The organism is Dyadobacter sp. NIV53, from assembly GCF_019711195.1.
In the GTDB taxonomy this organism is placed as follows: Bacteria; Bacteroidota; Bacteroidia; order Cytophagales; family Spirosomataceae; genus Dyadobacter.
In genome coordinates this window covers 5,763,316-5,787,227 of record NZ_CP081299.1, presented here as the reverse complement: position 1 = coordinate 5,787,227, position 23,912 = coordinate 5,763,316, and the positions used below count along the sequence as shown (strand labels likewise).

Annotated in this window: 20 protein-coding genes and 1 other RNA gene; 11 read left to right on the top strand and 10 right to left on the bottom strand. The window is 42.0% G+C overall.

Annotated features, from left to right (window positions below):
* Positions 1-45 precede the first annotated feature (45 nt).
* From KZC02_RS23955 to KZC02_RS23945, 3 genes are read right to left on the bottom strand one after another with little or no spacing between them, the layout of a single operon-like run.
* A complete protein-coding gene (locus KZC02_RS23955; protein WP_229253765.1) occupies positions 46-1,458 on the bottom strand; it encodes an efflux transporter outer membrane subunit in 1,413 nt (470 codons plus the stop codon).
* On the bottom strand, positions 1,455-4,613 hold the full coding sequence (locus tag KZC02_RS23950; RefSeq protein WP_221390978.1) for an efflux RND transporter permease subunit: 3,159 nt from the start codon (positions 4,611-4,613) through the stop codon (positions 1,455-1,457). The genes KZC02_RS23955 and KZC02_RS23950 overlap by 4 nt, the downstream gene beginning before the upstream one ends.
* A gap of 20 nt (positions 4,614-4,633) precedes the next feature.
* Complete coding sequence (locus KZC02_RS23945) at positions 4,634-5,776, bottom strand: efflux RND transporter periplasmic adaptor subunit (RefSeq protein ID WP_221390977.1); 1,143 nt, start codon at positions 5,774-5,776, stop codon at positions 4,634-4,636.
* 303 nt (positions 5,777-6,079) lie between these two features.
* Between KZC02_RS23945 and KZC02_RS23940 the strand changes: the two genes are divergently transcribed.
* From KZC02_RS23940 to KZC02_RS23925, 4 genes are all read left to right on the top strand, one after another.
* Positions 6,080-6,286: a hypothetical protein gene (locus KZC02_RS23940; protein WP_221390976.1), complete on the top strand. Its 207-nt coding sequence runs from the start codon at positions 6,080-6,082 to the stop codon at positions 6,284-6,286.
* The gene (locus KZC02_RS23935; protein WP_221390975.1) at positions 6,283-6,540 is read left to right on the top strand and encodes a type II toxin-antitoxin system RelE/ParE family toxin; all 258 of its coding nucleotides are present in this window, start codon (positions 6,283-6,285) and stop codon (positions 6,538-6,540) included. The genes KZC02_RS23940 and KZC02_RS23935 overlap by 4 nt, the downstream gene beginning before the upstream one ends.
* A 370-nt stretch (positions 6,541-6,910) precedes the next feature.
* Complete coding sequence (locus tag KZC02_RS23930) at positions 6,911-8,011, top strand: sensor histidine kinase (RefSeq protein WP_221390974.1); 1,101 nt, start codon at positions 6,911-6,913, stop codon at positions 8,009-8,011.
* Positions 8,008-8,763, top strand: coding sequence for a LytTR family DNA-binding domain-containing protein (locus KZC02_RS23925; RefSeq protein ID WP_221390973.1), 756 nt, complete (start codon positions 8,008-8,010; stop codon positions 8,761-8,763). Before KZC02_RS23930 ends, KZC02_RS23925 begins: the two co-directional genes overlap by 4 nt.
* Here KZC02_RS23925 and KZC02_RS23920 read toward each other — a convergent pair.
* Entirely contained in the window at positions 8,741-9,730 is a 990-nt protein-coding gene (locus KZC02_RS23920; protein ID WP_221390972.1) for a methylenetetrahydrofolate reductase, read from the bottom strand. The genes KZC02_RS23925 and KZC02_RS23920 overlap by 23 nt on opposite strands.
* Positions 9,731-9,791: 61 nt before the next feature.
* Between KZC02_RS23920 and KZC02_RS23915 the strand changes: the two genes are divergently transcribed.
* Positions 9,792-10,229, top strand: a complete 438-nt coding sequence (locus KZC02_RS23915) for a hypothetical protein (RefSeq protein WP_221390971.1) — start codon at positions 9,792-9,794, stop codon at positions 10,227-10,229.
* A gap of 32 nt (positions 10,230-10,261) precedes the next feature.
* Here the strand turns inward: KZC02_RS23915 and ssrA are convergent.
* Positions 10,262-10,633, bottom strand: a transfer-messenger RNA (tmRNA) gene (ssrA, locus tag KZC02_RS23910).
* A 288-nt stretch (positions 10,634-10,921) separates the two neighbouring features.
* On the opposite strand from ssrA, the gene hemF reads away from it, so the two are divergent.
* Positions 10,922-11,839, top strand: coding sequence for an oxygen-dependent coproporphyrinogen oxidase (hemF, locus tag KZC02_RS23905; protein WP_221390970.1), 918 nt, complete (start codon positions 10,922-10,924; stop codon positions 11,837-11,839).
* Positions 11,840-11,948: 109 nt separating this feature from the next.
* Here the strand turns inward: hemF and menC are convergent, their stop codons facing one another.
* Positions 11,949-13,028 (bottom strand): o-succinylbenzoate synthase, encoded by a 1,080-nt coding sequence (menC, locus tag KZC02_RS23900; RefSeq protein WP_221390969.1) that lies wholly within the window; start codon positions 13,026-13,028, stop codon positions 11,949-11,951.
* Between the two features lie 66 nt (positions 13,029-13,094).
* Between menC and lpxK the strand changes: the two genes are divergently transcribed.
* The 4 genes from lpxK (at position 13,095) to KZC02_RS23880 (ending at position 19,754) form a co-directional block, all read left to right on the top strand.
* On the top strand, positions 13,095-14,126 hold the full coding sequence (lpxK, locus tag KZC02_RS23895; RefSeq protein ID WP_221390968.1) for a tetraacyldisaccharide 4'-kinase: 1,032 nt from the start codon (positions 13,095-13,097) through the stop codon (positions 14,124-14,126).
* Positions 14,127-14,161: 35 nt separating this feature from the next.
* Positions 14,162-16,132, top strand: a complete 1,971-nt coding sequence (locus tag KZC02_RS23890; protein WP_221390967.1) for a putative porin — start codon at positions 14,162-14,164, stop codon at positions 16,130-16,132.
* A gap of 19 nt (positions 16,133-16,151) precedes the next feature.
* Positions 16,152-16,745, top strand: coding sequence for a tRNA-(ms[2]io[6]A)-hydroxylase (locus KZC02_RS23885; protein WP_221390966.1), 594 nt, complete (start codon positions 16,152-16,154; stop codon positions 16,743-16,745).
* Positions 16,746-16,841: 96 nt separating this feature from the next.
* Positions 16,842-19,754: a PD-(D/E)XK nuclease family protein gene (locus KZC02_RS23880; RefSeq protein ID WP_221390965.1), complete on the top strand. Its 2,913-nt coding sequence runs from the start codon at positions 16,842-16,844 to the stop codon at positions 19,752-19,754.
* Between the two features lie 298 nt (positions 19,755-20,052).
* On the opposite strand, the gene KZC02_RS23875 is transcribed toward KZC02_RS23880, so the two are convergent.
* The 3 genes from KZC02_RS23875 to KZC02_RS23865 form a co-directional block, all read right to left on the bottom strand.
* Positions 20,053-20,295, bottom strand: coding sequence for a type II toxin-antitoxin system RelE/ParE family toxin (locus tag KZC02_RS23875; RefSeq protein ID WP_221390964.1), 243 nt, complete (start codon positions 20,293-20,295; stop codon positions 20,053-20,055).
* A gap of 29 nt (positions 20,296-20,324) precedes the next feature.
* On the bottom strand, positions 20,325-20,615 hold the full coding sequence (locus tag KZC02_RS23870; protein ID WP_221390963.1) for a hypothetical protein: 291 nt from the start codon (positions 20,613-20,615) through the stop codon (positions 20,325-20,327).
* A 94-nt stretch (positions 20,616-20,709) separates the two neighbouring features.
* The gene (locus tag KZC02_RS23865; protein ID WP_221390962.1) at positions 20,710-21,693 is read right to left on the bottom strand and encodes a 2-hydroxyacid dehydrogenase; all 984 of its coding nucleotides are present in this window, start codon (positions 21,691-21,693) and stop codon (positions 20,710-20,712) included.
* 86 nt (positions 21,694-21,779) lie between these two features.
* On the opposite strand from KZC02_RS23865, the gene KZC02_RS23860 reads away from it, so the two are divergent.
* Positions 21,780-22,070 carry a nucleotidyltransferase family protein gene (locus KZC02_RS23860; protein ID WP_221390961.1) on the top strand — a complete coding sequence of 97 codons (291 nt, stop codon included), beginning with the start codon at positions 21,780-21,782 and terminating at the stop codon, positions 22,068-22,070.
* A 136-nt stretch (positions 22,071-22,206) separates the two neighbouring features.
* Here KZC02_RS23860 and KZC02_RS23855 read toward each other — a convergent pair whose 3' ends face one another.
* Entirely contained in the window at positions 22,207-23,907 is a 1,701-nt protein-coding gene (locus KZC02_RS23855; protein ID WP_221390960.1) for a hypothetical protein, read from the bottom strand.
* Between the last annotated feature and the right edge of the window lie 5 nt (positions 23,908-23,912).

The window sequence follows — 23,912 nt, the reverse complement described above, 5'->3', positions numbered from 1 at the left end:
TCAACCTGCTTTGTACCGCTTTTGCCAAAGCAGGTTGATTATCTTTTACTCCACACCACCGCCAAGCGCGCGGTATAGGTCTGTTACTGCATTCAGCTTTTCGAGTTTGATGCTGATGGCTTCCAGGTCGTTTTGCAGTCTGCTGTTTTGGGCTGTGATTACTTCAAGATAAGTCGCCATGCCGCTTTTGTATAGCTTTTGGGCGTCGTCGGTGGCTTTGTTGAGCATAGCCGTTTTTTGCTGAACAAGTTCAAGTCTTTGCGATGCACCATTGGATCTCGCCATGGCGTCGGACACTTCGCCAACTGCCGTCATCAGGGTTTGTTTGAACTGGATCGCGGCTTTCTCCTGCTCTATAATCGCCGTTTCATGGGCCGTTCTCAAAGCTCGTTTTCTGAAAACAGGTTGTGTAAGATTCACGGCAATGGTCTTGGCCATCGATCCGGGAAGATCAAACCATTGGCTAAACTTGAACGAATTAGCTCCTATCTGCGGCGTCAAACTGAAAGCAGGATACATGGCGGCTTTTGCCAGACCTGTTGCCGAATTGGCTCTCACGACCATATATTCCGCTGCCTTCACATCCGGTCTGCGGCTGAGCAGGTTGGCTGGTACTGCGGCAGCAAATTGTGCTTCGGGCATCACTTCTGCCAAGTCGCCATTACGGGCAATGCTTTCGGGATATGCGCCGCACAAAATACTCAGCGCGTTTTCCTGCACTGCTATGTTTTGCAATGCCAGCGGCACAAGTAGTTCCGCTGTTTTCTTTTGCGCTTCCGCCTGGTCCACTGCCAGCGAGGTGATCTGTCCCGCCGTGAATTGCAGTCGCATCATAAGTAACGTGCTATCGCTCAATGCAATGTTACGTTGGGCAATAATCAGCTGCTCATCCAGACTGATCAGATTGTAGTATGCCTGCGCTACCTGACTGATGATCCTCGTTTTGAGTGCGGAAAGGTTTTCCTTCTGTCCAAAATAATTAGCAATGGCCGCTTCCTTCTGCATTTTTACTTTTCCCCAAATATCTGCTTCCCAGGAAAGTTGCAGTGTAGCATCGTAATTATCCATATAGGATGTCCCGACAAACTGCTCGCTCAGGGAACCGTTCAGGGAGTTTTTGGATAAAAATGCGCGGTTTGCACCCACCGTAAAATCCAGCGTGGGGAGCAGTCCAAGTCTGGCTTGTTTTACTGCCAGATCGAGTTGTTCGATGTTTTTCATAGCAATGGCCACATCGTTATTTTTAGCCAGGGCGTCTTCAATCAGGCTCACCAGTTGCGGCTCCCTGAAAAAAGTCCGCCACGGGAGTTGTACTGTATCCGCTGTTATGCCAACAGCGGATCTGAATCCCTCAGGTGCCTCCAATTCAGGACGGGTATATTTTTTTCCAACTACACAGGAAACCAGACTTGCGGACAAAACCAGTGCAGTAATTATATTTTTATTTATCGAAATCATTGATGTTCAATTACCGGATGAAGAACCTCTTTTTTTGTTCCTGATATTTTCTCTTGCAAATACTGGAACAGTATATAAAGCAGCGGAATTACAAATATTCCCAGAATTACACCGCTCAACATACCCATTGCTGCACCTGTACTGATAGATCTGTTTCCTGATGCTGAACCACCAGTGGCTACCATGAGCGGAATCATTCCGACAATGAAAGCCAGCGATGTCATAATAATCGGACGCAACCTTGACTTCGCGCCTTCCATGGCGGATTCTGCGATGGATAGTCCGGCAGCGCGGCGTTGAACAGCGAATTCGACAATCAGAATGGCATTTTTGGCCAAAAGACCGACAAGCATGATCAGCCCGACCTGCACGTAAATGTTATTGTCAAAACCGATGGCTTTGGTTGCTGCAAAAGATCCGACGATACCGGTTGGGATTGAAAGCAGCACCGCAAATGGTATCAGATAACTCTCAAACTGAGCCGCCAAAAGGAAGTAAACAAATAGCAAACAAAGTGCAAGAATGTACATCGTCTGGTTACCAGCAGATTTTTCTTCAAGGCTTAGCCCGGTCCATTCGTAACCATAATCCGAAGGCAGTTTTTCGAATACATTCTTTTCCAGATTTGCCATCATATCACCATTGCTCACCCCGGGAAGTGCTACAACGGTGATGTTCAGGGCATTAAAAAGATTGTATCTGTCAACCGACTCAGGGCCATATACTTTATGTAACCTGATCAGGGATTTAACAGGCACCATCTGATTCTGATCGTTTCTTACAAAAATCTCATTGAATGCTTCCTGATCCATTCTGAAAACTCCATCAGCTTTTACACTTACCCGATAAAATTTACCAAAACGCGTAAAGTTCAGACTCTGGTCACCAGCGAAATAGGTTTGAATCGTGTTCATCATTCCGCTCACACTCACACCCATTTGCTGCGCTTTGTCGTTATCAACTTCCATTTCCAATTGAGGAAAATCGGTGCGGAAAGTGGTGTAGGCAAACTGTACACCGGGTTGCTTCATGATTTGTCCAAGAACCTGATCTGACATCGCTTTCAAAGCTGTGGCACTTTTCCCGGTTTTGTCCTGCAACACCACTTCGGCACCGCTGGTAATCCCGTAACCTTCCACCGGCGGACTGCGGAACGCCATAATTGTTCCTTCTTTTACGGTCGCAAACTGAGCACTCATACCGGCCAGAATTTGATCTATATCCTGCACAGCCCCCCGGTCTTTTTTGTCTTTCAGCTTGATAAAACCAACTCCATAAGCCGGACTGGCACTATTGGACAGAATATTAAAACCCGTAATAATTGAGCTCGTTTGGACGGCTTCGTTGCCCGACAGTATTTTTTCAACCTTGTCGGCCGCTGCTGTGGTACGGTCCAGTGCGGTTCCCGGAGGCATGGCCAAGCTGAAAATAATGAAACTGTCATCTTCCATCGGCACAAAACTTTTTGGCGTGGTAAACATCAGCCAACCGGCGATGGCAGTGATCGTGATAACTAACCCTGCCGCAAGCCATTTTCTGCCGATCAGGAATTTCAATCCATTGATATATTTTCCTGTAAGATTGTCAAATCCTGCGTTGAAAGCGGTAGAAAATCGTTTTCCGAAACCGTTAGTTGTTTTTTCATCGTGCCCTTCCGCATGCGTATTTTTCAAAAGCAAAGCACATAAGGCAGGTGTTAGTGTTAAGGCATTCACCGCTGAAATGATAATGGCGATGGCCAGAGTATAGGCAAACTGTTTGTAGAAAATCCCGGACGAGCCCGTCATGAAACCAATCGGAATAAACACCGCCGCCATAACAAGCGTGATGGAAACAACAGCACCCGTAATTTCACTCATGGCACTGTGCGTCGCTTCTCTCCCACTCATATTCGAACCTTCCATTTTACTATGCACGGCCTCGACGACGACAATCGCATCATCGACCACAATACCAATTGCGAGTACCAAAGCGAAAAGTGTGAGTACGTTGATCGTAAAGCCGAAAACCAGCAGAAAAAAGAAGGTACCAATAATGGCAACCGGAACCGCAATGGCCGGGATGATGGTAGAGCGGAAATCCTGCAAGAAAACAAAGACCACAATAAATACAAGGATAAATGCCTCGATCAAAGTCGATTTCACCTGAGTCGTTGCTTCATCCAGACGTTCTTTGGTACTCAACAAACTGGTGTATTCAACCCCCGGAGGAAAAGATTTGGAAGCTTTCTTCAACACGTTCTGTACACCAATCTCAATCTCATTGGCATTAGAACCAGTCGTTTGCAGGATGGCAATCGTAACGGCATTTTTACCATTTGAGGTTGTATTTCCACCGTAATTCAAAGAGCCGAATTCAATTCTTGCCACATCTTTCAAACGCACCAGATCCGTGCCGTTTCTTTTCACGACAATGTTTTCGTACTCGGTAGTCTGGTTCTTTTTGCCTTTGTAACGCATCACATATTCCAGTGCCGCATGCGATTCCTGCCCCAATTTACCCGGAGCAGATTCAAGACTCTGGTCGGCAATGGCCTGGTTTACGTCGGCGGGGATCAATCCGTAACTCGCCATTTTTTGTGGATTGAGCCAGACACGCATCGAATAATCCTTTGCACCAAACGACTGCGCCTGACCAACACCGGGTACACGTTTAATCTGCGGAATGAGGTTGATGTTCGTATAATTTTGCAAAAACAGCTCGTCATATTTACTGTTGTCGGTCGTAAATACGTTAAAAATCATGATCATACTGTTCTGCTGCTTGGAAGTTGTCAATCCCATCTGGATCACTTCCTGCGGCAAAATCGGCGTTGCCTGCTGCACACGGTTTTGTACGTTCACGGCCGCCTGATCAGGATTTACGCCCTGTTTGAAAATAACGGTAATCGAAAACGAACCGTCGTTACTCGCAGTAGATTTGATGTACTGCATGTTCTCCACACCATTGATCTGCTCTTCGAGCGGCGTCACCACCGAGCGGATTACGGCTTCACTGTTCCCACCCGGATAACTTCCGGATACCATTACAGTAGGCGGCGAAATATCCGGAAAACGGGTTACGGGCAGCCTGGTCAAGCCAATGATACCCAAAATAACCAACACGACAGAGATCACCGTAGCGGTTACGGGCTTGTCTATTATATTTTTTAACATGATAAATTTTTGTCGTTGAATTACTTGGAAAGCGAGTCTGCTGTTACTGTTTTGGGAGCTACCACCATTCCTTCATTGAGTGCATCGATGCGGTTTATAGCAATTTTATCACCATTCTGAACACCCGATTTTACCAGATAATTGTCGCCCGATGTACCCGCAATTTCAATCGGTGTCATCGCCACCTTGTTGCTGTCGGCCAGTTTGAATACAAAATATTTGTTCTGAATATCTTTCACGGCAGCCATCGGCAAATTCAACACATCGCCCAACACCCGATGAATAACAATTCTTCCGGCACCACCTGAGCGTAACAATTTATCAGGATTCGGGAATACCGCTTTCATACTCATACTGCCCGTAGTGCGATCAATATTCCCACTTGCGCTTTCCAGTTTACCCTTGTGTGCATACGCGGAACCGTCAGCCATGATCAGCTCCACGGTTTCTTCCTTACCAGTGGTTGCTTTTTTGAACGTGATAAAATCGGCTTCGCTCATGGAGAAATACACAAATACAGTATTGATGTCTGAAAGCGTAGTCAACGGAGCTTCGTCGGATGGCATTACCAGATTTCCAATGCGATTGGGAATGCGGCCAATGTAGCCGCTCACAGGAGCTTTGATCAGCGCAAAACCTGCGTTGATTTTAGAAGAACCCAAAGCTGCTTTCGCCTGTGCAACCTGCGCTGTCGCCGCATCGTAGCTCGCCTGTGCGGCACGAAGCTGCATGTCCGATACCACTTTCCCTTCCACCAACGGTTTGATTTTTTCAACTTCCAGACCGGCATTCGCCTGAGCCGCCAGAGCCGATTTCAAACCCGCATCGCTGTTGTTGACCTGCTCATTAAATACCTCACTTTTGATTTTAAAAAGCGATTGTCCTTTTTGTACATAATCACCTTCTTTTACATAAATCGTTTCAAGATATCCGCTTACCTGCGCCTTTACATCAACATTTACGCTTCCTTCTATTGCGCCGGGATAACTAGTTTTTACGGGCGCATTACCGCTGTTCAGTGTTATAAAATCTGTTTCCTGCGGTGGTGTTTCGCCATAACCGCCATGATCTGCCTGGGTACTATAGGAAGTAAATATGGCCGTTGCAGATAATAACCACAGTCCGGTAATGATTTGTTTTGACTTAGAAGTATGCTTAAACATTGTACATAGATTATATTATTCTATGCAAATAAACCTCCGCAAAGATGCGATTTGACCGATTTTTTTACTGAACCGTAGTTTTTGGCGACTGAAACGGAGTACGTCTCAAACTGAATCAGTATGTATTGTGAGAGTGGGTAAGGAGTGTTTTTGTGCGAAAAATACCTGTTGAATGGTATTGTACAAACTTCTTGAAACGAGTCTTTGCATTATATTGCTGATGAAGTTTTTACTTCCAGAGTATCGGTAATCATTTTACATTTATTTGTGTTAATTTTACTACTACCAATAAACACCGAAAACATGAACCTGCCGGGAATAAAAACAGAATATACAACCAAAGGCCGTGTAAAACGAGTGGTGATTGATGGCTCTACAAAATCAGAACTTGTAGAAGACTTGCTGGATATCATCGCATACGAGGAAGCAAAGCAAACCGATACCGGCGAACGATATAGCTGGGATGATCTGAAAGCTGAATTGGATAAAAAACACGAAATTGGTAAATGAGGTATAAGGTAACGCTTACCGCCAAGGTTCAGAAGTTTATCAAAAAACTACCGGTACGAGATTACAAGCTTGTGGCAAATGCATTGGAAGGACTCGCAGTTGATCCCTATGCCGGGGACGTAAAAAAGATGAAAACCTACGATCAGACCTTTCGCAAGCGTGCCGGTAATTACCGGATCATTTATGAAATTGATGGCGAAATACTTTTGGTAGACGTGCTGGATATTGGAGACCGCAAAAACATATATGAATGAAAAAGACCGGAATTACTGGTCTTTTTTTGTACCTGATCCAACCATTCAAATCCGGTCCACGATGTGCTCATACCTGTTGTGGACAAAGCCTTCCCATTCGCACAGACCAGAGAGGTACTTGCGTGTGTCGAGATTGGTCGCGCGTAAGGTAAAGTTGTGGTTAAAATAAGGTAGGAAAAGCCTTCATGCTAAATTGACCTTGCGGCGCCAGTACGTTTTGGTATCCAATTGTCCGCGACTCAGTCTCTCATTTCGACGTTTCAGTAAATCTTTGTGACACTGTACGCTTGTTACTTTCTAGTTTTGGTTCAGAATTCTGTTCTGTAATTAAGACTTAACTTTGCCGAGAGCCAGCACGACACCACCCAATATGGAAAAATCACGTAATCGATTCATAACAAGAAAAAGCAAGCTGATCATCCTGGCTTGTTTCTCATTTGTTATGTTTTACGTGTTTACGTACATGCTCAATCCATACGACGTTTGGTGGATTCATTATTTTGCCAGACCTGTAACAGATATTCTCACAGAGTGGGGTTTGTCTTTGATTTCCTGTACGTTAATAGCAGTTTCGAGCATTTCGATTCATGAGCAATTAAATCAAAAACTTCCATGGATAGAAACGCCGCTCCGCCGGTTGGTAGTGGAAACGTCAATCAATGTTGGGAGTGTGGTTTTGCTGATTTTCAGTCAGTTAATCGTGATGTATTTGCTGGAAGAAAAGTGTACGGAAATTTTTGGCGACAACAAGGAAAATCTCTGGTACTGGCAATGGCTAACGGTAAGTATCTTTATTGCCCTCACTATCAGCGCTATAAACACGGGCGATTACCTTATTCTGAACTGGAAAAACGCGGCTTTGGAAGCAACAGAGCATAAATTAAAATCCGCACAACATAAACAAGCAGCCACCGAAGCGGAACTTGAAGCATTAAAATTACAGCTCGACCCTCATTTTGTTTTCAACAACCTCAGCGTACTTTCCGAACTTATTCTGGAAGATCAGCAGCTTGGTTATCAGTATTCTGAAAATTTTTCCAAAGTGTACAGGTATTTGCTGTTAAATTCTAAAAAAGACCTGATTACCCTCGAACAGGAAATGAAATTTTTGAAGGCCTACATTTTCCTTCTGAAACACCGCGCAGGTACCGGTATCGCTTTTGACATTAATATAGACCAGGCTCATTTGAACCTGCTCCTTCCACCAATGACCTTGCAGTTGCTTATTGAAAATGCTATGAAGCACAATCAATTTCTAAAATCCAACCCGCTGCAAATAATGGTCCGAAGTGGAGAAAATTCGGATCTCATTGTCTCAAATTCAATTATTCCCCTGCATAAAAAGGAGCATTCTCCGGGGCTTGGACTTCAAAATATTGTTCAGCGGTATTTGTTACTAACCGACCGAACGCCCAGGATTACCAACAACGATCTCTTCTTCACAGTATCAATTCCGCTGATAAAATCATGATAAAAAACATCCTGATCATTGAAGATGAAAAACCGAATGCTGACAGGCTGAAAAGGCTGATTGCGGCAGTAAAGCCTGATGCAAATATTTTGGGCGTTGTTGAAAGTGTTTCGGAAAGTATCGACTGGCTGCTGGCCAATAGCGCACCCGACCTGATCATGATGGATGTACGATTGCCTGACGGATTGAGTTTTGAAATTTTTGAAAAAGTAAAACCAGCCTGCCCGGTCATTTTCACAACCGCCTATGACGAATATGCCGTTCGTGCCTTTAAAGTGAACAGCATCGATTATTTATTGAAACCTGTGGAGCAGGACGAACTCGAATATTCATTCCGCATGGCGGAAGAAAGGATACAGAAAAACCAGATCATTTCCATCGAAAGCATTTTAAGCCAGATCAATAAAAAAGAATACCGCAGCCGCTTTCTTCTGCCGTTTCGGGATGTTTACAAAACCGTGCTTGTCAGTGATATCGAATACCTGTATTCGGAATTGAAAATAACAAAAGCGAAACTTTCCAATGGTACTGAAGAAGTATTACCGCAAACCCTGGAGGAACTGGAACAACAGCTTGACCCGAAATTGTTTTTCCGCGTGAACCGCCAGTTTATCATACACATAGACTCCATTAAGCATATTCACAATTATTTCAACGGAAAGCTTAAAATTGAGCTGAGAAAAAATCCTGAAGTGGAAATTATTGTCAGCCGGGAAAAAGCAACAATTATTAAAAACTGGCTGGATTTCTGAGAATTGGTAATATTTCTACATTCTCTCCGATTATTGATTTTCTCACACCTTTCTCTGTAAGCATCTGACTGATCGCCTGTGCCATGTTTATCGACGCTTCAATCTCAGCTTTTCTAATCGCCACACTTTCAATATTGAATCCGAATGGAATGCCCTTCTCAATACAGCATTCTGTAAGCTGTGAAGCAATGTCCAAACAAATACTCACCGACTTATCCAGCATATTCTCAGCCGCTAGTAATTCTTCTTTTACCTGATCAGGAACATGAATTCCCAACCATTCCATAAAATTTAAAGTCGTGGAAGACCCGCAGGCCGTAATTGTAAAAATGATCGTGGGAGGAGCTATTTGTTTATTACTACAGCTTACAGCCAAATCTTCTATCACGCGCCTCGCATAATCGCTGTTAAAAACACATTGGGAAATGAAGTACGACACGCCACTCGTCATCTTATTTAATATTCTGACATCCTCATCCTGCAACACCTCGTGCCGTTCTGGTATTGTCACTGCCCCTATCACAGATGTATTCTGGTGTTTTTCCCAGATTTTGTAAGCCTGTTCGAGACTCGTTTTTACAGGGAAGTCAGGTGCCGGGATACCAACAAAAACGGGATAGAAGTCGCTCTCATGAAGTTTTTCCAACCATTCGGATAGTTCTTCGGTTGAAAATTTACCAGCCGGACGATATATGATCTTGGGCACATTTAAACCAGACAGGTAATCCGACGCAAATATAAAGGGGTCCATCGCATTGATGAATGGAAACGGCCTCTCCTCTTTGGTACGGGCCGATTCATCCTGGACATCGTACACGACAAGCCCATCAATGTCCAGTGTTGAGACCCGGAGCAATGTTTTTTGGGCAATTTCAGAAACACGCTCAGTTGCAGTGCCAACTTTTGGAGGCGTGATGCCATAAAGCATAACGCCGGACTCTCCCGATTTAATTTTTTGCAGAAACATAATACTATTCGAATGTGGCGTCTTCCAATCCAACCTGATCATCGGGGTTAGAAATATCCGCATGATCAATTCTACTGTTTTTTACATTGTTTACCTTTTATTTTTCCTGGTAATAGCAGCAATGTGTATCCAGTATATAACAAATGGACTTGTCATCAAAGGTAAACATAATCCTATTACTGCAATGTCGCCGCCCCAGCCGGGTTTTCAGCATTTTGCCAGAACGGCGACTTCGTTCCAGATTCCACGATGGGTCAATTCATTTTTTTGTGATGCAAATGTTGATTTGCATTTAAGTCAAAACCTTAAAAATCAATTAGTTACACTCTTCGTTTTTATTCTGTATATTAAATTAAAAGTATCCGTTGTCCCGGAGATTGTCCCGAAAACAAGAAAAACACTGTTCGCATTGTTAGAAATGGTGTTTTGTGGAGATGACGGGGATTCGAACGGCACGGGCCGCCCCGCCTGGTCCGGAACAGGGAAACCCTGTGCATAAAAAAAAGAGCCCATTTTTTAAAATGAGCTCCTTCGTGGAGATGCAGGGATTCGAACCCTGGTCCAGAACAGGGAAACCCTGCGCCTTCTACATGCTTATCCTTGTTTAGATTTTCGAGCCTGACAAGGTACACGGCGGACCCGCGTCAAAGCCTTAGATACTGGTGTCTCGTTGAATTTCCGTACCACTATTTCAACCAGCGCTGATTTGCGACACCCCGGAACCCAACCATCAGCACGTAGGTTGGAGAGATGATGGCATTTGTTTAATCCTCCGGATTAAGCAGCCATGGCGTAGTTATATTCGCCAGTTATTGTTTGAGAATATTATTTCCGGGAGGTACTCTCAACTCCCGACATGCTTACACACAGACTTTCAGCCCGCTGTCAATACCAGTCACCCCCATTTTTGTTTGCAGCTGACACTTTATTTTGGTAAAGTTTTGTTGCTCAATTGAGACAAACTTAACGTCCGAAAAGTTCGCAAAGAAAATATTTTATTTAAGAACCATGTATGTTTCAAAGCATAACAGTTTAACAATCAGACAAACTATTTATTGAAGATTACATTAATAAAAAAGTGGTCAGTCAGATTAAAGTTCATAAATATGCTGTATTCCCTCAGTTTTCATTTTACAATCTTTCCGGTTTAAGATTTATCGTATTTTTGCCCGGCACAATCAGAAACAGAAAATGAAGGCTGAAGACATTGAAGCATTTTTCAAAACGTTACAGGATAACATTTGCCGGGCTATTGAAGAGGAAGACGGAACAGGCATATTTAAGGAAGATGTATGGGAACATCATTCCGGCGGTGGTGGCAGGACGAGGTTAATACAAAACGGAAGTGTTATTGAAAAAGGCGGTGTTAATTTTTCGAGCGTTCGTGGTGAAGTTCATCCGCGCTTGCGGGCACAAATGAACCTGAATGATACGGATGATTTTCAGTTCAGGGCAACAGGCGTTTCTCTTGTCATGCATCCGTTTAATCCGCACGTTCCGATTGTTCACATGAATGTGCGCTATTTTGAATTAAGCAACGGAACCTGCTGGTTTGGTGGTGGTATCGATCTTACACCGCATTATGTGGATGAAGAAGACGCAAAGCTTTTTCACAAACACCTGAAAACGGCCTGTGATATACACCATTCAGAATTTTATCCCAACTTCAAAACCTGGGCAGATGAGTACTTTTATATTCCTCACCGCAATGAAACGCGTGGCATCGGCGGTATATTTTTCGATTACCTGAAACCGGATGAAACTGGGAACGGGCAGAATTTATCCAAAAACCAGTTATTTGAATTTGTGAAGGAAATAGGTGAAAGTTTCGCTCCTGTTTATACTTCTTTTATGAAAAGGCACCGCAATGAAACATATACGGAGGAACAAAAGCAATGGCAGTATTTGCGTCGTGGCCGTTATGTGGAATTTAATCTGGTATGGGACCGGGGAACAAAATTCGGATTGGAAACGAATGGCCGCACCGAATCCATTCTGATGAGTTTGCCTCCACAAGCCAATTGGGAGTATAATTTTGAACCAAAAGAAAATTCTCCTGAAGCCGAAACATTGGCCTGGTTACGGAAAGGTGTTGAATGGATTTCTTAATCTTCAAGGCCAGCGACCAGCCAAACGTAAATACCGCGGTGGATCGTGAACAGAGACGTTCGCGCTATCTTCAATAACAATCTATAATTAACACTTAATCATTATAAATTTAATAATTAATTCCCCATTCTCCCGCCTGCCCGTAAATCAGCTCTCCATCAACAATGGCCATTGGGGAAGTGAAATTATTCGTATAAAGCTGGCCTGTCCCTAAACCTTGCGGAAGCGGATTGTTATAATTCGCAGTAAACTGTGCAATGGCGTTCAAACCGATATTGGATTCGAGTGCAGAAGTAATCCACCAACTGATTTTCAAACGATTGGCAATCTCTATCCATTCCATTGTATGTTGAAAACCTCCGAGCAATGTAGGTTTCAATATTATGAAGGGTGGCTGAATTTTTTTAAGCAAAGCAAATTTCTTGCGGTAGTCGAAAATCCCGATCAATTCTTCATCCAAAGCAACAGGCACTGGAGACGTAGCGCAAAGTTGCGACATCAGCTCATGCTGGCCAGCTTTCACGGGTTGTTCGATTGAATGCAGGTCGTATACGGCTAAACTTTTTAACTTCTCATCCGCTTCATCAGCATGAAATGCGCCGTTTGCATCAACTCTTAAAGTAATATCTTTTGCCGGAAAGCGCTCTCGGATTGATTCCAGAATCCTGAGCTCCTTTTCAAAATCAATGGCCCCAACTTTCATTTTTAATGTCGAAAACCCCTGGGCCAGTTTATGCTCTACCTGTTCCAGCATATTTTCATATGATCCCATCCAGATAAGCCCGTTCATTAATATGCCCTTTTCTGCACATGAAAATGGATTTTTATATAAAACCCGTCTTCCTCCACTCATAAAATCAAGCAGCGCCATTTCTATACCAAATCTGACAGAAGGTAAATGTTCGGGCACAAGCTGTTCCAGAATAATGGCTAAATTGAAAGGATAAACTTCCAGATCGAGACTATTGAATAATTCACAAACTGATGTAAGCTGTTCTTTAAAATCCGGAATATCGTCAATACTCAGGCCCGGGAGCGGGCCACATTCTCCGTAACCTACTACTCCAGGCTGCTCGGAATCAGTTATTTTTAGAATCCAGGAAGTTTTTTGTGTCAGAACCCCACGAGAAGTACCCGCTTCCGTTTTAAACTGAAGTAAATGGGGTTTAAACACAATTTGTAAAGGCATAATTTATGGTGTCAGATTTTTTAGGGGTACAATATTAGCCAAAAATTACGTAATTATGCAGATAGAATGAGAGAACAAAATTGGATAAAAGTAATATTAACTCCACTTTCGTGGCTGTACGGTTTGATTACAAGTATACGTAACTTATTGTACGACAAACGTATATTGTCTTCAGAAAAACCTGCTCAATTCACCATTTCAGTCGGTAATATAACGGTTGGCGGAACGGGAAAAACTCCTCTTACAGAGTATCTTGTACGCTTATTGAGCCCAACTTTCAACCTGGCAATTCTAAGTCGTGGATATGGCCGGAAAACCAAAGGGTTTTTACTCGCAGACAGTTTTTCGACAGCTGCTGAAATAGGTGATGAACCTTTACAGTATTTTAACAAATTCAATAAAAAAATAACTGTTGCCGTTTGTGAGAACCGGGTGAAAGGAGCGGAAAACATCCATTTTCATCATCCCGGGAATAACCTGCTCCTACTCGACGACGCCTTTCAGCACCGGGCTATCATCCAGGACGTCAAACTACTTCTCAGCGATTTCAGTCGTCCGTTTTACAAAGATCTGCCATTTCCTGCCGGCCGTTTACGGGAAACGAGGGATGGGGCTTCGCGGGCGGATGCGGTAATTGTTACAAAATGCCCGGCTGGTCTGACAACGCAGGAAAAGGAAGAAATTATACTTAACATTCATAAGTATAGCCGACAGGAAATACCTGTTTATTTTTCGGCTATTAAATATGCAGAACCCGTCAGTTATGCAGAAAATCCTGTTCAGTTAAAGAATGTTAAACTGGTGGCTGGTATAGCAAATCCCGATACTTTCGTTGCATATATGAAACAGCGATCCAACGTTATAGAAGAAATAATTTATCCTGATCACTACAATTACACAGCCGAAGATCTGGAACGCCTTATTAAGTACTTAAAAAACGATACTTTTGTGGTTACGACCGAAAAGGATATGGTTAAGCTAAAACCGCTTACAGAAAAATCAGGTGTTTCCCGTCATTTTGCATATGTGCCGATTGCAGTTGATTTCGGGAATGATACAGAGGAATTTGATCAGTGGATCGTACAGCAAATTCAATGACCTTCCTTAAAACCGGCAGCATTACAATTTCGTTTATGAGAATTGCTTTAAGTTTAAAATTCTGGATTTTTTGCATCTTTATCTTTATCCAGTTCAGGGTTTTGGCACAAGTTCAGTTACCGGGCGGCGTCAAAATGCCAAGCGGCGGAGGTGGTGGTGGAAAAGGCGGTGCAGTTCTGGACGACAGTACAAAAGCCATTTATGGACCTAAAACCACACAGCATTATTATGAAAATGATATTCTGAACAACCGCGATTCTGTTCGTTACCGGGTCGATACGGCACTTACCAATTTTCACCGCTGGTCGCCTGTTGACCAGTTCTGGGGTAAACTGGTGGATCTGGGCAATGTAGCTACGGCTTCGCGAAATATATTTTACCAGCCGCGTCAGGATATTGGTGCACAGCTTGGGTTCAGGGCTTATGATACTTATGCGATCAAACAGGATGAGGTTCAGTATATTGACACCAAGTCACCGTACACCTACATTACTTTTGTCAATGGCGGCAAAAAAACTTCCATGGGCCGTTTCGGTTATTCCCAGAACGTACATTCCCGTTTTAATTTTGGCCTAAATGCACAACGGCTTACATCCAACAAACAATATGGTACTTACAGCGCATTGAGTTCAGCCGCCTTTTTAGGACAAAACTGGACTGTTTTATTACATACAAGCTTTTTTTCAAAAAATAAAAAATACCTGCTTCTTGCACATTTCCGGCATCTGAACCAGAAAGTAAGGGAACAGGGAGGTGTTATTCCTGAGGCTGGCGACGACGGTGTGATCAATCCTTATACCTATGACGGACTGGCACGGATCAGTGACGATGCCAATTCCTGGGAACGCCGGAAGGTTTTTCATATTTATCAGCAATATAAACTGGCAAATGGTTTTCAACTCTTTCAGCAGGCTGATTATCAAAACGTTATCAACCGATATACAGACAAGTCTATTACCAGAGGAATAGAAAAAGGCATTTACCGGACTGTCAGATTTGATTCTATTGAAACCCGTCAAGACATATATTATAAATTATTCGATAATAAATTTGGTATAAAAGGTCAGTTTTCTGAATTCAATTACCGTGCTTATGTTCGTCAGCGCTTGTATGGAATGAAAGGCCTCGGTCAGGCTGCCAATACGACCGGACTCCCCTCTCTTACTTACCGGACAGGTTTGAAATTTGATAATATTGTTGGGGCCTGGGTAGGTTATTACCTTAAAGATTCGGCACAATACCTGACAGCCGAAGCAGAGCTGAACTTGTCGCTCAATGTGGAATACAACCTCAAAGCAGAACTGAATACACGTTGGGGAAAAGCAGGTATGCAAGTTATTCAAACCGCACCGGACTTGCTGGCTCAAAGATATTCCGGCAATAATTTTGACTGGAACAATAATTTCGACCCTACAAAAGTGCTGACACTTTATGCGTCATTGCCACTCAAAACGAAACGGATTGACTTCGTTCCTGATGCCCAGATACATCAGCTGGTAGATTATATTTATTATGACACGCTTGCTGCGCCAACACAATATGATCCAAGGTTTGGGATTTACCGTATCGGCGCAACTATGTCTACTCATTTGAAGAGATGGAATTTTGCAGGAATGGGCTATTGCTCATGGACAGACAATAGCAATGTGATCAAAATACCCAGTTATTTTGGCAGCGGGGAGGTCACCTTCGATTTCGTTTATGCCAAGGTTTTATATATTCAGCTCGGATTGGCTGCAAGATACCGCTCTACCTATTATGCTGATGCATATATGCCTGTAACCCAGCAATTCCATCGCCAAAACAGTTCTCCGGTTGCGGGGAGAGTTGTAACAGATGCTTTTGCCAATATCCGTATCAAAAGAGTCAGGTTGTTTTTCCAGATGTCTTACCTGAATATGGGCGGGAAGTATAAATTGTTCCCTGAGGGCTATTACATTACACCCAATTACCTCGGACAGGCGCGCGCCTTTTCATTTGGCATTACCTGGCCATTATTTGATTAACTTTTGATTCCTGTTAAATATGTCACTCACCACACTTGGCCTTGAACTCCCCACAGATCCGCGCTGGGTCGATATTGCGGCTATGCAGATTGGCGACATTCTGGTAGATCATGCATATTGTGAGCAAAAAGCAGCTTCCAGCTGTATCACACTCATCGTCCATTATCCGGAGAAAGCCAAAATGGTGGAAACGCTCACGCCGATCGTGAGTGAAGAATGGGGACATTTTCAACGCGTACTTAAAGAATTGAAGAAAAGAAATATTCCTCTCGGACGTCAGCGGAAGGACGAATATGTAGGAAAACTGCTGCAACTGGTTCGAAATAAAGGTGATTACGAAGAATCGTTTTTGGATAAATTATTAATTTGTGCACTGATCGAGGCCCGAAGCTGTGAACGGTTTAAATTGTTATCAGAATCATTGGAAGATGAATCGCTACAAAAATTCTATCGCGAATTAATGATTTCGGAAGCAGGCCATTACCGCATATTTATCGAACTGGCGGAAGAATATTTACCGCATGAAAACGTTAGGACACGCTGGAAAGAATTGCTTCAAGCCGAAGCAGAAATTATAAAAACACTCAAACCAAGAGGAGACCGGATGCATTGAATCCCAGAATTGCAACTGCATCAAACCCCTGCGAAACTCAGCGCAATACCGCGCGGCGGACCGCACTTCCTGACTCCGCGTTTAAACCAACACTGAATGCAAACATTCCTTCAACTTGTAGCAGCACATATTTTAAAAGATCACCCGATTGATCTGAGCAAGATCTGTATCGTGGTTCCTACACGACGTGCAGCTTTTTTTGTAATGCAGGAACTGGCCAATGCTGCTTCCCAGCCTACAATGAGCCCGGCGGTTTTTGCAGTAGATGATTTTGTGGAAGGAATTTGTACGCTGGAAATTGAAGATTCGGTTCATTTGCTTTTTGAATTGTATGAAACATTCAAAGAAATTGATCATGATTTACAGTTTGACCGCTTTATGGGATGGGCCTCTGTATTATTGAGCGATCTTGAAAAAATTGACCAGTATCTCGTCAATACAAATTATTTGTTCGACTACCTTTCCGAAGCAAGAGCGATTTCCCGGTGGCAGGAAAATTTATCGTCTGGTAAAACACTAACGGAAGGCGGTGGTACCAAACAGTATTTTTCTTTATTTGAAAATATAAAAAAAGTTTATGCCAATTTCCGAGAACGGCTTTTACAAAAAAACAAAGCTTACCGCGGCATGGCTTACCGCCAGCTTGCTGAAAATGTAGACACGTTGCTGATCTCCGGAACAGATTACGAAAAAATATATTTTGCCGGATTCAACGCCCTGACAGAGTCTGAAAAGAAAATTATTACAACTCTTGTAAAAGCCGGAAAAGCGGAATCGCTATGGGATTCTGACAAATATTACATGCATGAAAACACTGGTGTAGAAGCTGGTAAAAGCCTGAGGGAATATCAGAATGATAAACGCTTTGGCTCTTCATGGAACTGGACGACGGATCATTTACTGACCTCACACAAGAACATTACTTTTTACGGTGTCCCTAATGCGACATTGCAAACGAAAGTAGCCGGACAGCTTTACCAATCCATGCGGTTGCTCGACGAACCCGGAGAACCCGTTCTTACGGCCATCGTGCTGGCTGACGAAAATCTGTTGCTTCCCATGCTTTATTCCCTGGATGAAGGTATTACGGATTTTAATATTACAATGGGATTGTCGCTTCGTGGTTCGTTGTTATATACATTGATAGACAGCATTTTCGAATTACAGCAAAATGTGATTGAGTTCAAGAACAAAAGTGGAAAAACAATCCGTATTCCAAAATTCAGCCATAAATCCATTTCTAAAATCCTGAACCATCCGTTTATCCGGCATTATGAATATGTGGTTTTGAAGCCAAAAGCGGATGGGCAGACGATCATTCAAAAAACGTTGTGGGATATAACCGGGAACAACCGTGTTTTTCTGAGTTCCGATGACCTGATAGATTTGAGCGACGGACATCCGTTATTTAAAATATTGTTTACACATTGGCCAAAAAACAATGCAAAAGTAGTTTTACATGCATTTTATGAGCTGATTGACCTGCTTCGGGAAGTATATAAAGATTATAAAAACGCGCTCGAAACTGAATATTTATATCTTTTTTACACACTGTTAAAGCAATTTGAACAAACTCTGGACGAACAAACAGAAGTGATCACACTGAAAACGTTGCGTTCATTTATGTTTGAACTGATCAGGCAAACCAAGATCCCTTTCAGTGGTGAGCCGGTCAGTGATTTACAGATTTTGGGAATGCTTGAAACCCGTGCGCTGGATTTTGAAAGAGTGATTATTTTATCAGTCAACGAAGGCGTTCTTCCGCAAGCGAAGCGGCAAAATTCGCTGATACCATTTGATGCCGCACAAGCCGTAGGTTTACCCACGCACCAGCATCAGGAAGCGGTCATGTCCTATCACTTTTATCACTTGCTCCAACGTGCTTCGGAAGTACATATACTTTATACAAGTACAAATGATGCGTTTGGCGGTGGGGAAAAAAGCCGGTTTATTCAGCAGGTAGAATATGAGCTGTCACAATACAATCCCAATATTAATATTGAGAATAAAACAGTTGTGCTGGAAACGAACCGCCGTGAAGAACTGGACGAATGGATAAAAAAAGATGAAGGTATGATAGCTGCAATCCGATCATATCTGGCAGGAAAGGGCATTTATCCAACTCATCTGAATGAATACATTCGCTGTTCCATGCAGTTTTACCTGAAACACATTGTGGGTGTGCAGGAAAAAGAAGACGTGGAAGAAGAACTGGGAATGGACAAAATAGGAACCTGGCTGCATAGTTGCCTGGAACGCCTCGACCAGGATTATTTCCTAAAAGCCACTGATCCTTCGGTTGACGAAATTAAAACAGTTTTGAAAGAAGAGTTTGACACTTTATTCCGTGGTTATGTAACAGATCTTGGCCTGAACCGGATTTATTATCAGATCGGTGAACAGCAAATGCTGACGTTTTTGAAACATCAGATGGAGCGGCAACCCAGAAGAAAAATCCTGGCTGCCGAGCAACCTTTACGCACAAAAATCGAACTTGTTTTGCAGGGAGATATCACTCCGGTTAACATCGGCGGGAAAATTGACCGCATTGAGCTCGACGAAGAAGGGGCATTATTGGTAATGGATTACAAAACCGGCAGCGTGGATATTTTCGCAAAACAGAAACTGGCAGATCCAGACCTCAGAGAAGTTATTTTAAAAACTGATCCGGACAGAAAAATGGGATATGTGCGTCAGCTCTGGATGTATGAATACCTGATGTACCGCAAAATGCAGGATGAAAACGGCCTGATTTTACAGGATCATACTTATGAATTTGGCAACTATCCTGTCAAATCCGGCTTTTACTCTTTCCGTGATCCTAAAAATTTAATTGCCAATCCGCTCGAATTAACCGTTGCACCAAACCCAGCGGAGTTCATTTCGAAATCGGAGGAAATGCTTACAGACATTCTCAATGACATGCTGGATCCTGCTATCCCGTTCCGTAAAACGGATGACCGTAGTACCTGTACTTATTGTGATTTTACAGGAATTTGCGGCAGGTAATATTATAATTTAACTCCTAAAATCCTTAACAAAAATTAACAATCCATCATTGCAACCAAAAACCTGTAAAACTGCTCTTTGATAAAAAAAGCAGTAATTATATGGTCTTCCTGGTAAAATTTATCTTCGGTTTAGTTTGTCTTATGGCATTTGCGATTACCTGTATTGTGATGGGCTTATTTCTTCCATTTTTGGCAGTTTTGGAAGGGATTCAGGCAATGATCAAAGACGGATCCATTTCTTGAGGCCTATGCGTTCTTGGTTGCACCGTTATCAACCATCAAAAATTTAGCAGTTTTCATTTAGGAGGAAAAGATTTGTAAATATCACCACGAATCATAATTGTTATAAGCATAATATTGGGCTTGATATATTCCAAACCTAACCTGTATTGGCCAATTCGAATTCGAAAATAATTAGTGCTCTTTTTTTGGCCTTCCATTCGTTTATAATCCACATGAGCACTGTCAATAGTGTCAGCAACTTCCAGTTTCGTTATGACTTCAAAAACTGCTTCCTGAATATGTTTAGGTGTAGACAATAAGGCCTTTTTAAATCTTGACTTATACCTTACTTCCATCCCATTTCCGCTTTTAATTGCGAAACAGGATAACTGGGTTCATCTTTTGCAGACTCCATTAGTTCGATCATAAAATAATCTTCCAATTTATCATTTTCAATTATTGACAGGATTTGTTTGATTTCAACTTCTGTCCAATTTCCCCGCTGCTTTTTCACACTGAAAGTTGGAGCCGGAATTCCTATTTGTTCAGCTAAAAATGAATTTTTATAGCCGGACTTATTAATCAAATTTGCCATATTCTTTTTAAGCTCAATATAGCTTTCAACAATTTGCAACATATATCCAGTATTTAGATAACAAAAACATTAATTTTAATAAACAAAATTAAACAATTTGATTAACATTATTTTGTTTTTATTTCAAGTCTCTTAATCACCTAATTTGATTCACCAACTCTTCCCCATTCACAAAAGCATCAATATTTAAAAAACTTGTTACTGCGATCTGCTCCATGGCTTCCTTTGTAAAAAAGCCCTGATGCGATGTGATCAGAACATTTGGAAATGAAATAAGCCTGGCTATAAGATCATCCTGAATAATATCCTCAGAAAAATCCCGGAAAAACAAATTGCCTTCCTGTTCATAAACATCCAACCCAAGGTAACCAAGCTGTCCGGTTTTCAAGGCTTCTATCACATCAGCAGTATGTATCAATCCGCCGCGACTGGTATTGATCAGCATAGCGCCATGCTTGAAAAGTTTGAGTGAATTTTCATTGATCAAATGATGGGTAGTTTCAGTAAGCGGACAGTGCAGGGAAACGATATCCGCATCAGCGAGTGTTTTTTCCAGTGTGCCATAAATTATACCGGCTTCCAGCAAAGCCGGATCAGGATAAATATCATAAGCTGCAATTTTACAACCAAACCCTTTCAGAATCCTGCAAAAAGCTTTGCCAATTGCACCGGTTCCAATAACGGCTACTTTTCGGTTATGAAGGTTAAAACCCATCAGTTTTTCCAATGAAAAATTACCTTCGCGGATACGGTTATATGCTTTGTGCGTTTTGCGGTTAAGTGTCAGGATCAGCGCAATGGCATGTTCAGCCACAGCCTCCGGCGAATAAGCCGGCACCCGAACGACAGGAATTTCCAACTGATTAGCTGCTTCAATGTCCACATTGTTAAATCCGGCACAACGCAACACAACGAGTTTAATTCCATTTTCAGCTAAAACTTTCAATACATCTTCATTCGCCAGATCGTTTACAAAAATACAAACGGCATCAAATCCTTTGGTAAGAACCACCGTCTGTTCATTCAATGGTACTTTGAAATAAGTGATCTCATGTCCGGTATTGAATTGATTGAGATATTCCTGATCGTAATGCTGCGTACTGAACGTGGCGATTTTCATAAAAGATGAGTTGTGAATCTGCAAATTACAATTTTCAATCAAAATACTTAGCTTTGAGAATTAAGGGTTTCTAAACGAAACATTTCATGACCGACTCAACAACCATAAAGCACATTCTTGCTCAGTTAAAGCCAGAACTGATTGAAAAATATCATGTTAGTTCTATTGGTTTGTTTGGCTCGATAGTCCGGAATGATTTTACAAATGCCAGTGATGTAGATATTATTGTTGATTTCAGTGAGCCAGTTGGTATTGAATTCGTGGATCTGGCAAATTTTATTGAAAATAAAATCAGAAAAAACGTTGACCTTGTTTCAAGAAAAGGAATCAAACAAAAATATTTCCAGGCAATAGAATCGGAAATAATGTATGTCTAAACCATATCCTCGTCTTCTTGTCGAAGATGTCATTGACAGTGGCATTGTGGGAAGTAAAAAATTCATTTCTTCCGCACCTGAAAGGTTAAAATTATTGATTTGAATTATATTATAAATTCTTATTATCCCTCCCCTTCTACAACTTACCCTCCACCCAAGCCCCTACAATACAACCAATTACAATTGCAAACCAGGCCCAATCGGAAAATTTCTTTTTAATTCCTTTATCTGCCACAAAATCGGTTCCAATTGTGGCAGTAGCTAATTTCGCCTGTAAAGAAGTATAAGTTCGGACAAAATCCTTCATTTTTTCCGTGTTGAAATCTAAATTCAAATCATTTTCATTTTCAACAAAATATTCAATTCCTGATGAATCCGGTGATATGTTCCACCCTGATTCTGTGGGTGTAAAACATCCGTTAGCTGATCGGTTATTCAGTGGAGAATAAGTAAGAAAAAGCGTGTCGTTACCCATTTTCAGAAATTTTGGAAAGCTTGTAAAGTTGTTTATGTTAACTGCTGTATTAAGATTTTGATATATCGGAGCCTTCATATCTACATTCGATTGGGTTGCAGGGTGTAATGATGCCAGAATGGAATTCCAAACTTTTTGATAAGTAACACTATCGCCGTTTAATATCAGGGGAAAAGTTTCATTTAGTAAACTCACACCAATTTTTCCACTCATTTTTTCAATAGCTATAGGATATTTGGCAACAGGTAAATAATGATTCGACGTTACAAACTGGTAAGGCAAAGCGGTTAGTTCTGGCGAAATTGTAATGGCGGTTTCGTTGGAAATTTTACGGATTTGCAACTTGGTTCCCAATGCAGCATTGACGGCAGCAATTTCAGAAACCGGGTTCGATAGATTAATAAATAATACGCTCTTGCCATTTGCAAGTTGTTTTTTTACCTGTGCATTGGAAACATTATCCGGGCCGGTAATAATGACATCCGGATCTTTCGCTTTGTTGATCGTCAGTTTACTCTTAATATCTTTTGAAAGCGTAGTTGTATAAACCACTGAATGCCCGTTTTTACCAAGCCAGTTCGCAAGGTTTCGACTTTCAAAATCAGGATTATCCATTATAACATGAAATGTCAGCGGTTCATTTGGACGGGCAAAAAAACGTATTGTATCTATTGTTTTATTATCCAGAACCAAATTCGCTGACATTCTTCCCTGACCGAAAACCGGGAACGATAATTTGAATTTGTTATGCCCAATAAATAGTGAAGTACTATCTAAAATCTGGCTCCCATAACGCAATTTTAAAACCTGCTTTTTTAGCGATTCTATATTTCCTTGTATACTCTGTATTTCTCCTTTTCGTAAAATGGCTTTCCATTTCAGGTTTCCCAACTGATCCACTGCGGAATAATAAATCCATTTGATAATTGGAGGTTCTTCCGTTTGTGTTAAGGCCTGGAAAAGGGCTGGTTCAAAGTCTTGTCCGGCGAGAAATAGTGTATCAATGTTACTGCGACGAAGATTTTCCATGGCTGGGCGTCCCTGTCTAAAACTAGGGAAATCCAAACCTTCCGCTGTTTTCAGGCTATCTTTTAATTTCGCTGCAAAATCAGAAGGAACGTCTTTTCCAACAATAAGTGCATGCACAGATACAGAATCCTTTTTAAAATATGGCTGAAATATAAAGGCTGCAATAGCAATCCAAAGCAGTAAATTTAGTCCCAGGCGAACTGCTGATCTTCCTGTAAATACTTGCCGGCCCCTGAATACAAGCAGCCACAATTGCACGAAAAGAAGTACAATTAAAAGTGCAAGTAAGATTAGGTTTACCGGCTCCGACCAGTCAAAATCAAATTGGATCATGTATT

Coding starts and splice junctions, on each gene's coding strand:
- KZC02_RS23955 (WP_229253765.1), bottom strand. CDS start 1,458: ATGATTTCGATAAATAAAAATATAATTACTGCACTGGTTTTGTCCGCA.
- lpxK (WP_221390968.1), top strand. CDS start 13,095: ATGAGAGAACAAAATTGGATAAAAGTAATATTAACTCCACTTTCGTGG.
- KZC02_RS23940 (WP_221390976.1), top strand. CDS start 6,080: ATGAACCTGCCGGGAATAAAAACAGAATATACAACCAAAGGCCGTGTA.
- KZC02_RS23865 (WP_221390962.1), bottom strand. CDS start 21,693: ATGAAAATCGCCACGTTCAGTACGCAGCATTACGATCAGGAATATCTC.
- KZC02_RS23950 (WP_221390978.1), bottom strand. CDS start 4,613: ATGTTAAAAAATATAATAGACAAGCCCGTAACCGCTACGGTGATCTCT.
- KZC02_RS23920 (WP_221390972.1), bottom strand. CDS start 9,730: ATGTTTCTGCAAAAAATTAAATCGGGAGAGTCCGGCGTTATGCTTTAT.
- hemF (WP_221390970.1), top strand. CDS start 10,922: ATGAAGGCTGAAGACATTGAAGCATTTTTCAAAACGTTACAGGATAAC.
- KZC02_RS23880 (WP_221390965.1), top strand. CDS start 16,842: ATGCAAACATTCCTTCAACTTGTAGCAGCACATATTTTAAAAGATCAC.
- KZC02_RS23855 (WP_221390960.1), bottom strand. CDS start 23,907: ATGATCCAATTTGATTTTGACTGGTCGGAGCCGGTAAACCTAATCTTA.
- menC (WP_221390969.1), bottom strand. CDS start 13,028: ATGCCTTTACAAATTGTGTTTAAACCCCATTTACTTCAGTTTAAAACG.
- KZC02_RS23870 (WP_221390963.1), bottom strand. CDS start 20,615: ATGTTGCAAATTGTTGAAAGCTATATTGAGCTTAAAAAGAATATGGCA.
- KZC02_RS23945 (WP_221390977.1), bottom strand. CDS start 5,776: ATGTTTAAGCATACTTCTAAGTCAAAACAAATCATTACCGGACTGTGG.
- KZC02_RS23890 (WP_221390967.1), top strand. CDS start 14,162: ATGAGAATTGCTTTAAGTTTAAAATTCTGGATTTTTTGCATCTTTATC.
- KZC02_RS23925 (WP_221390973.1), top strand. CDS start 8,008: ATGATAAAAAACATCCTGATCATTGAAGATGAAAAACCGAATGCTGAC.
- KZC02_RS23915 (WP_221390971.1), top strand. CDS start 9,792: ATGATCAATTCTACTGTTTTTTACATTGTTTACCTTTTATTTTTCCTG.
- KZC02_RS23935 (WP_221390975.1), top strand. CDS start 6,283: ATGAGGTATAAGGTAACGCTTACCGCCAAGGTTCAGAAGTTTATCAAA.
- KZC02_RS23885 (WP_221390966.1), top strand. CDS start 16,152: ATGTCACTCACCACACTTGGCCTTGAACTCCCCACAGATCCGCGCTGG.
- KZC02_RS23860 (WP_221390961.1), top strand. CDS start 21,780: ATGACCGACTCAACAACCATAAAGCACATTCTTGCTCAGTTAAAGCCA.
- KZC02_RS23930 (WP_221390974.1), top strand. CDS start 6,911: ATGGAAAAATCACGTAATCGATTCATAACAAGAAAAAGCAAGCTGATC.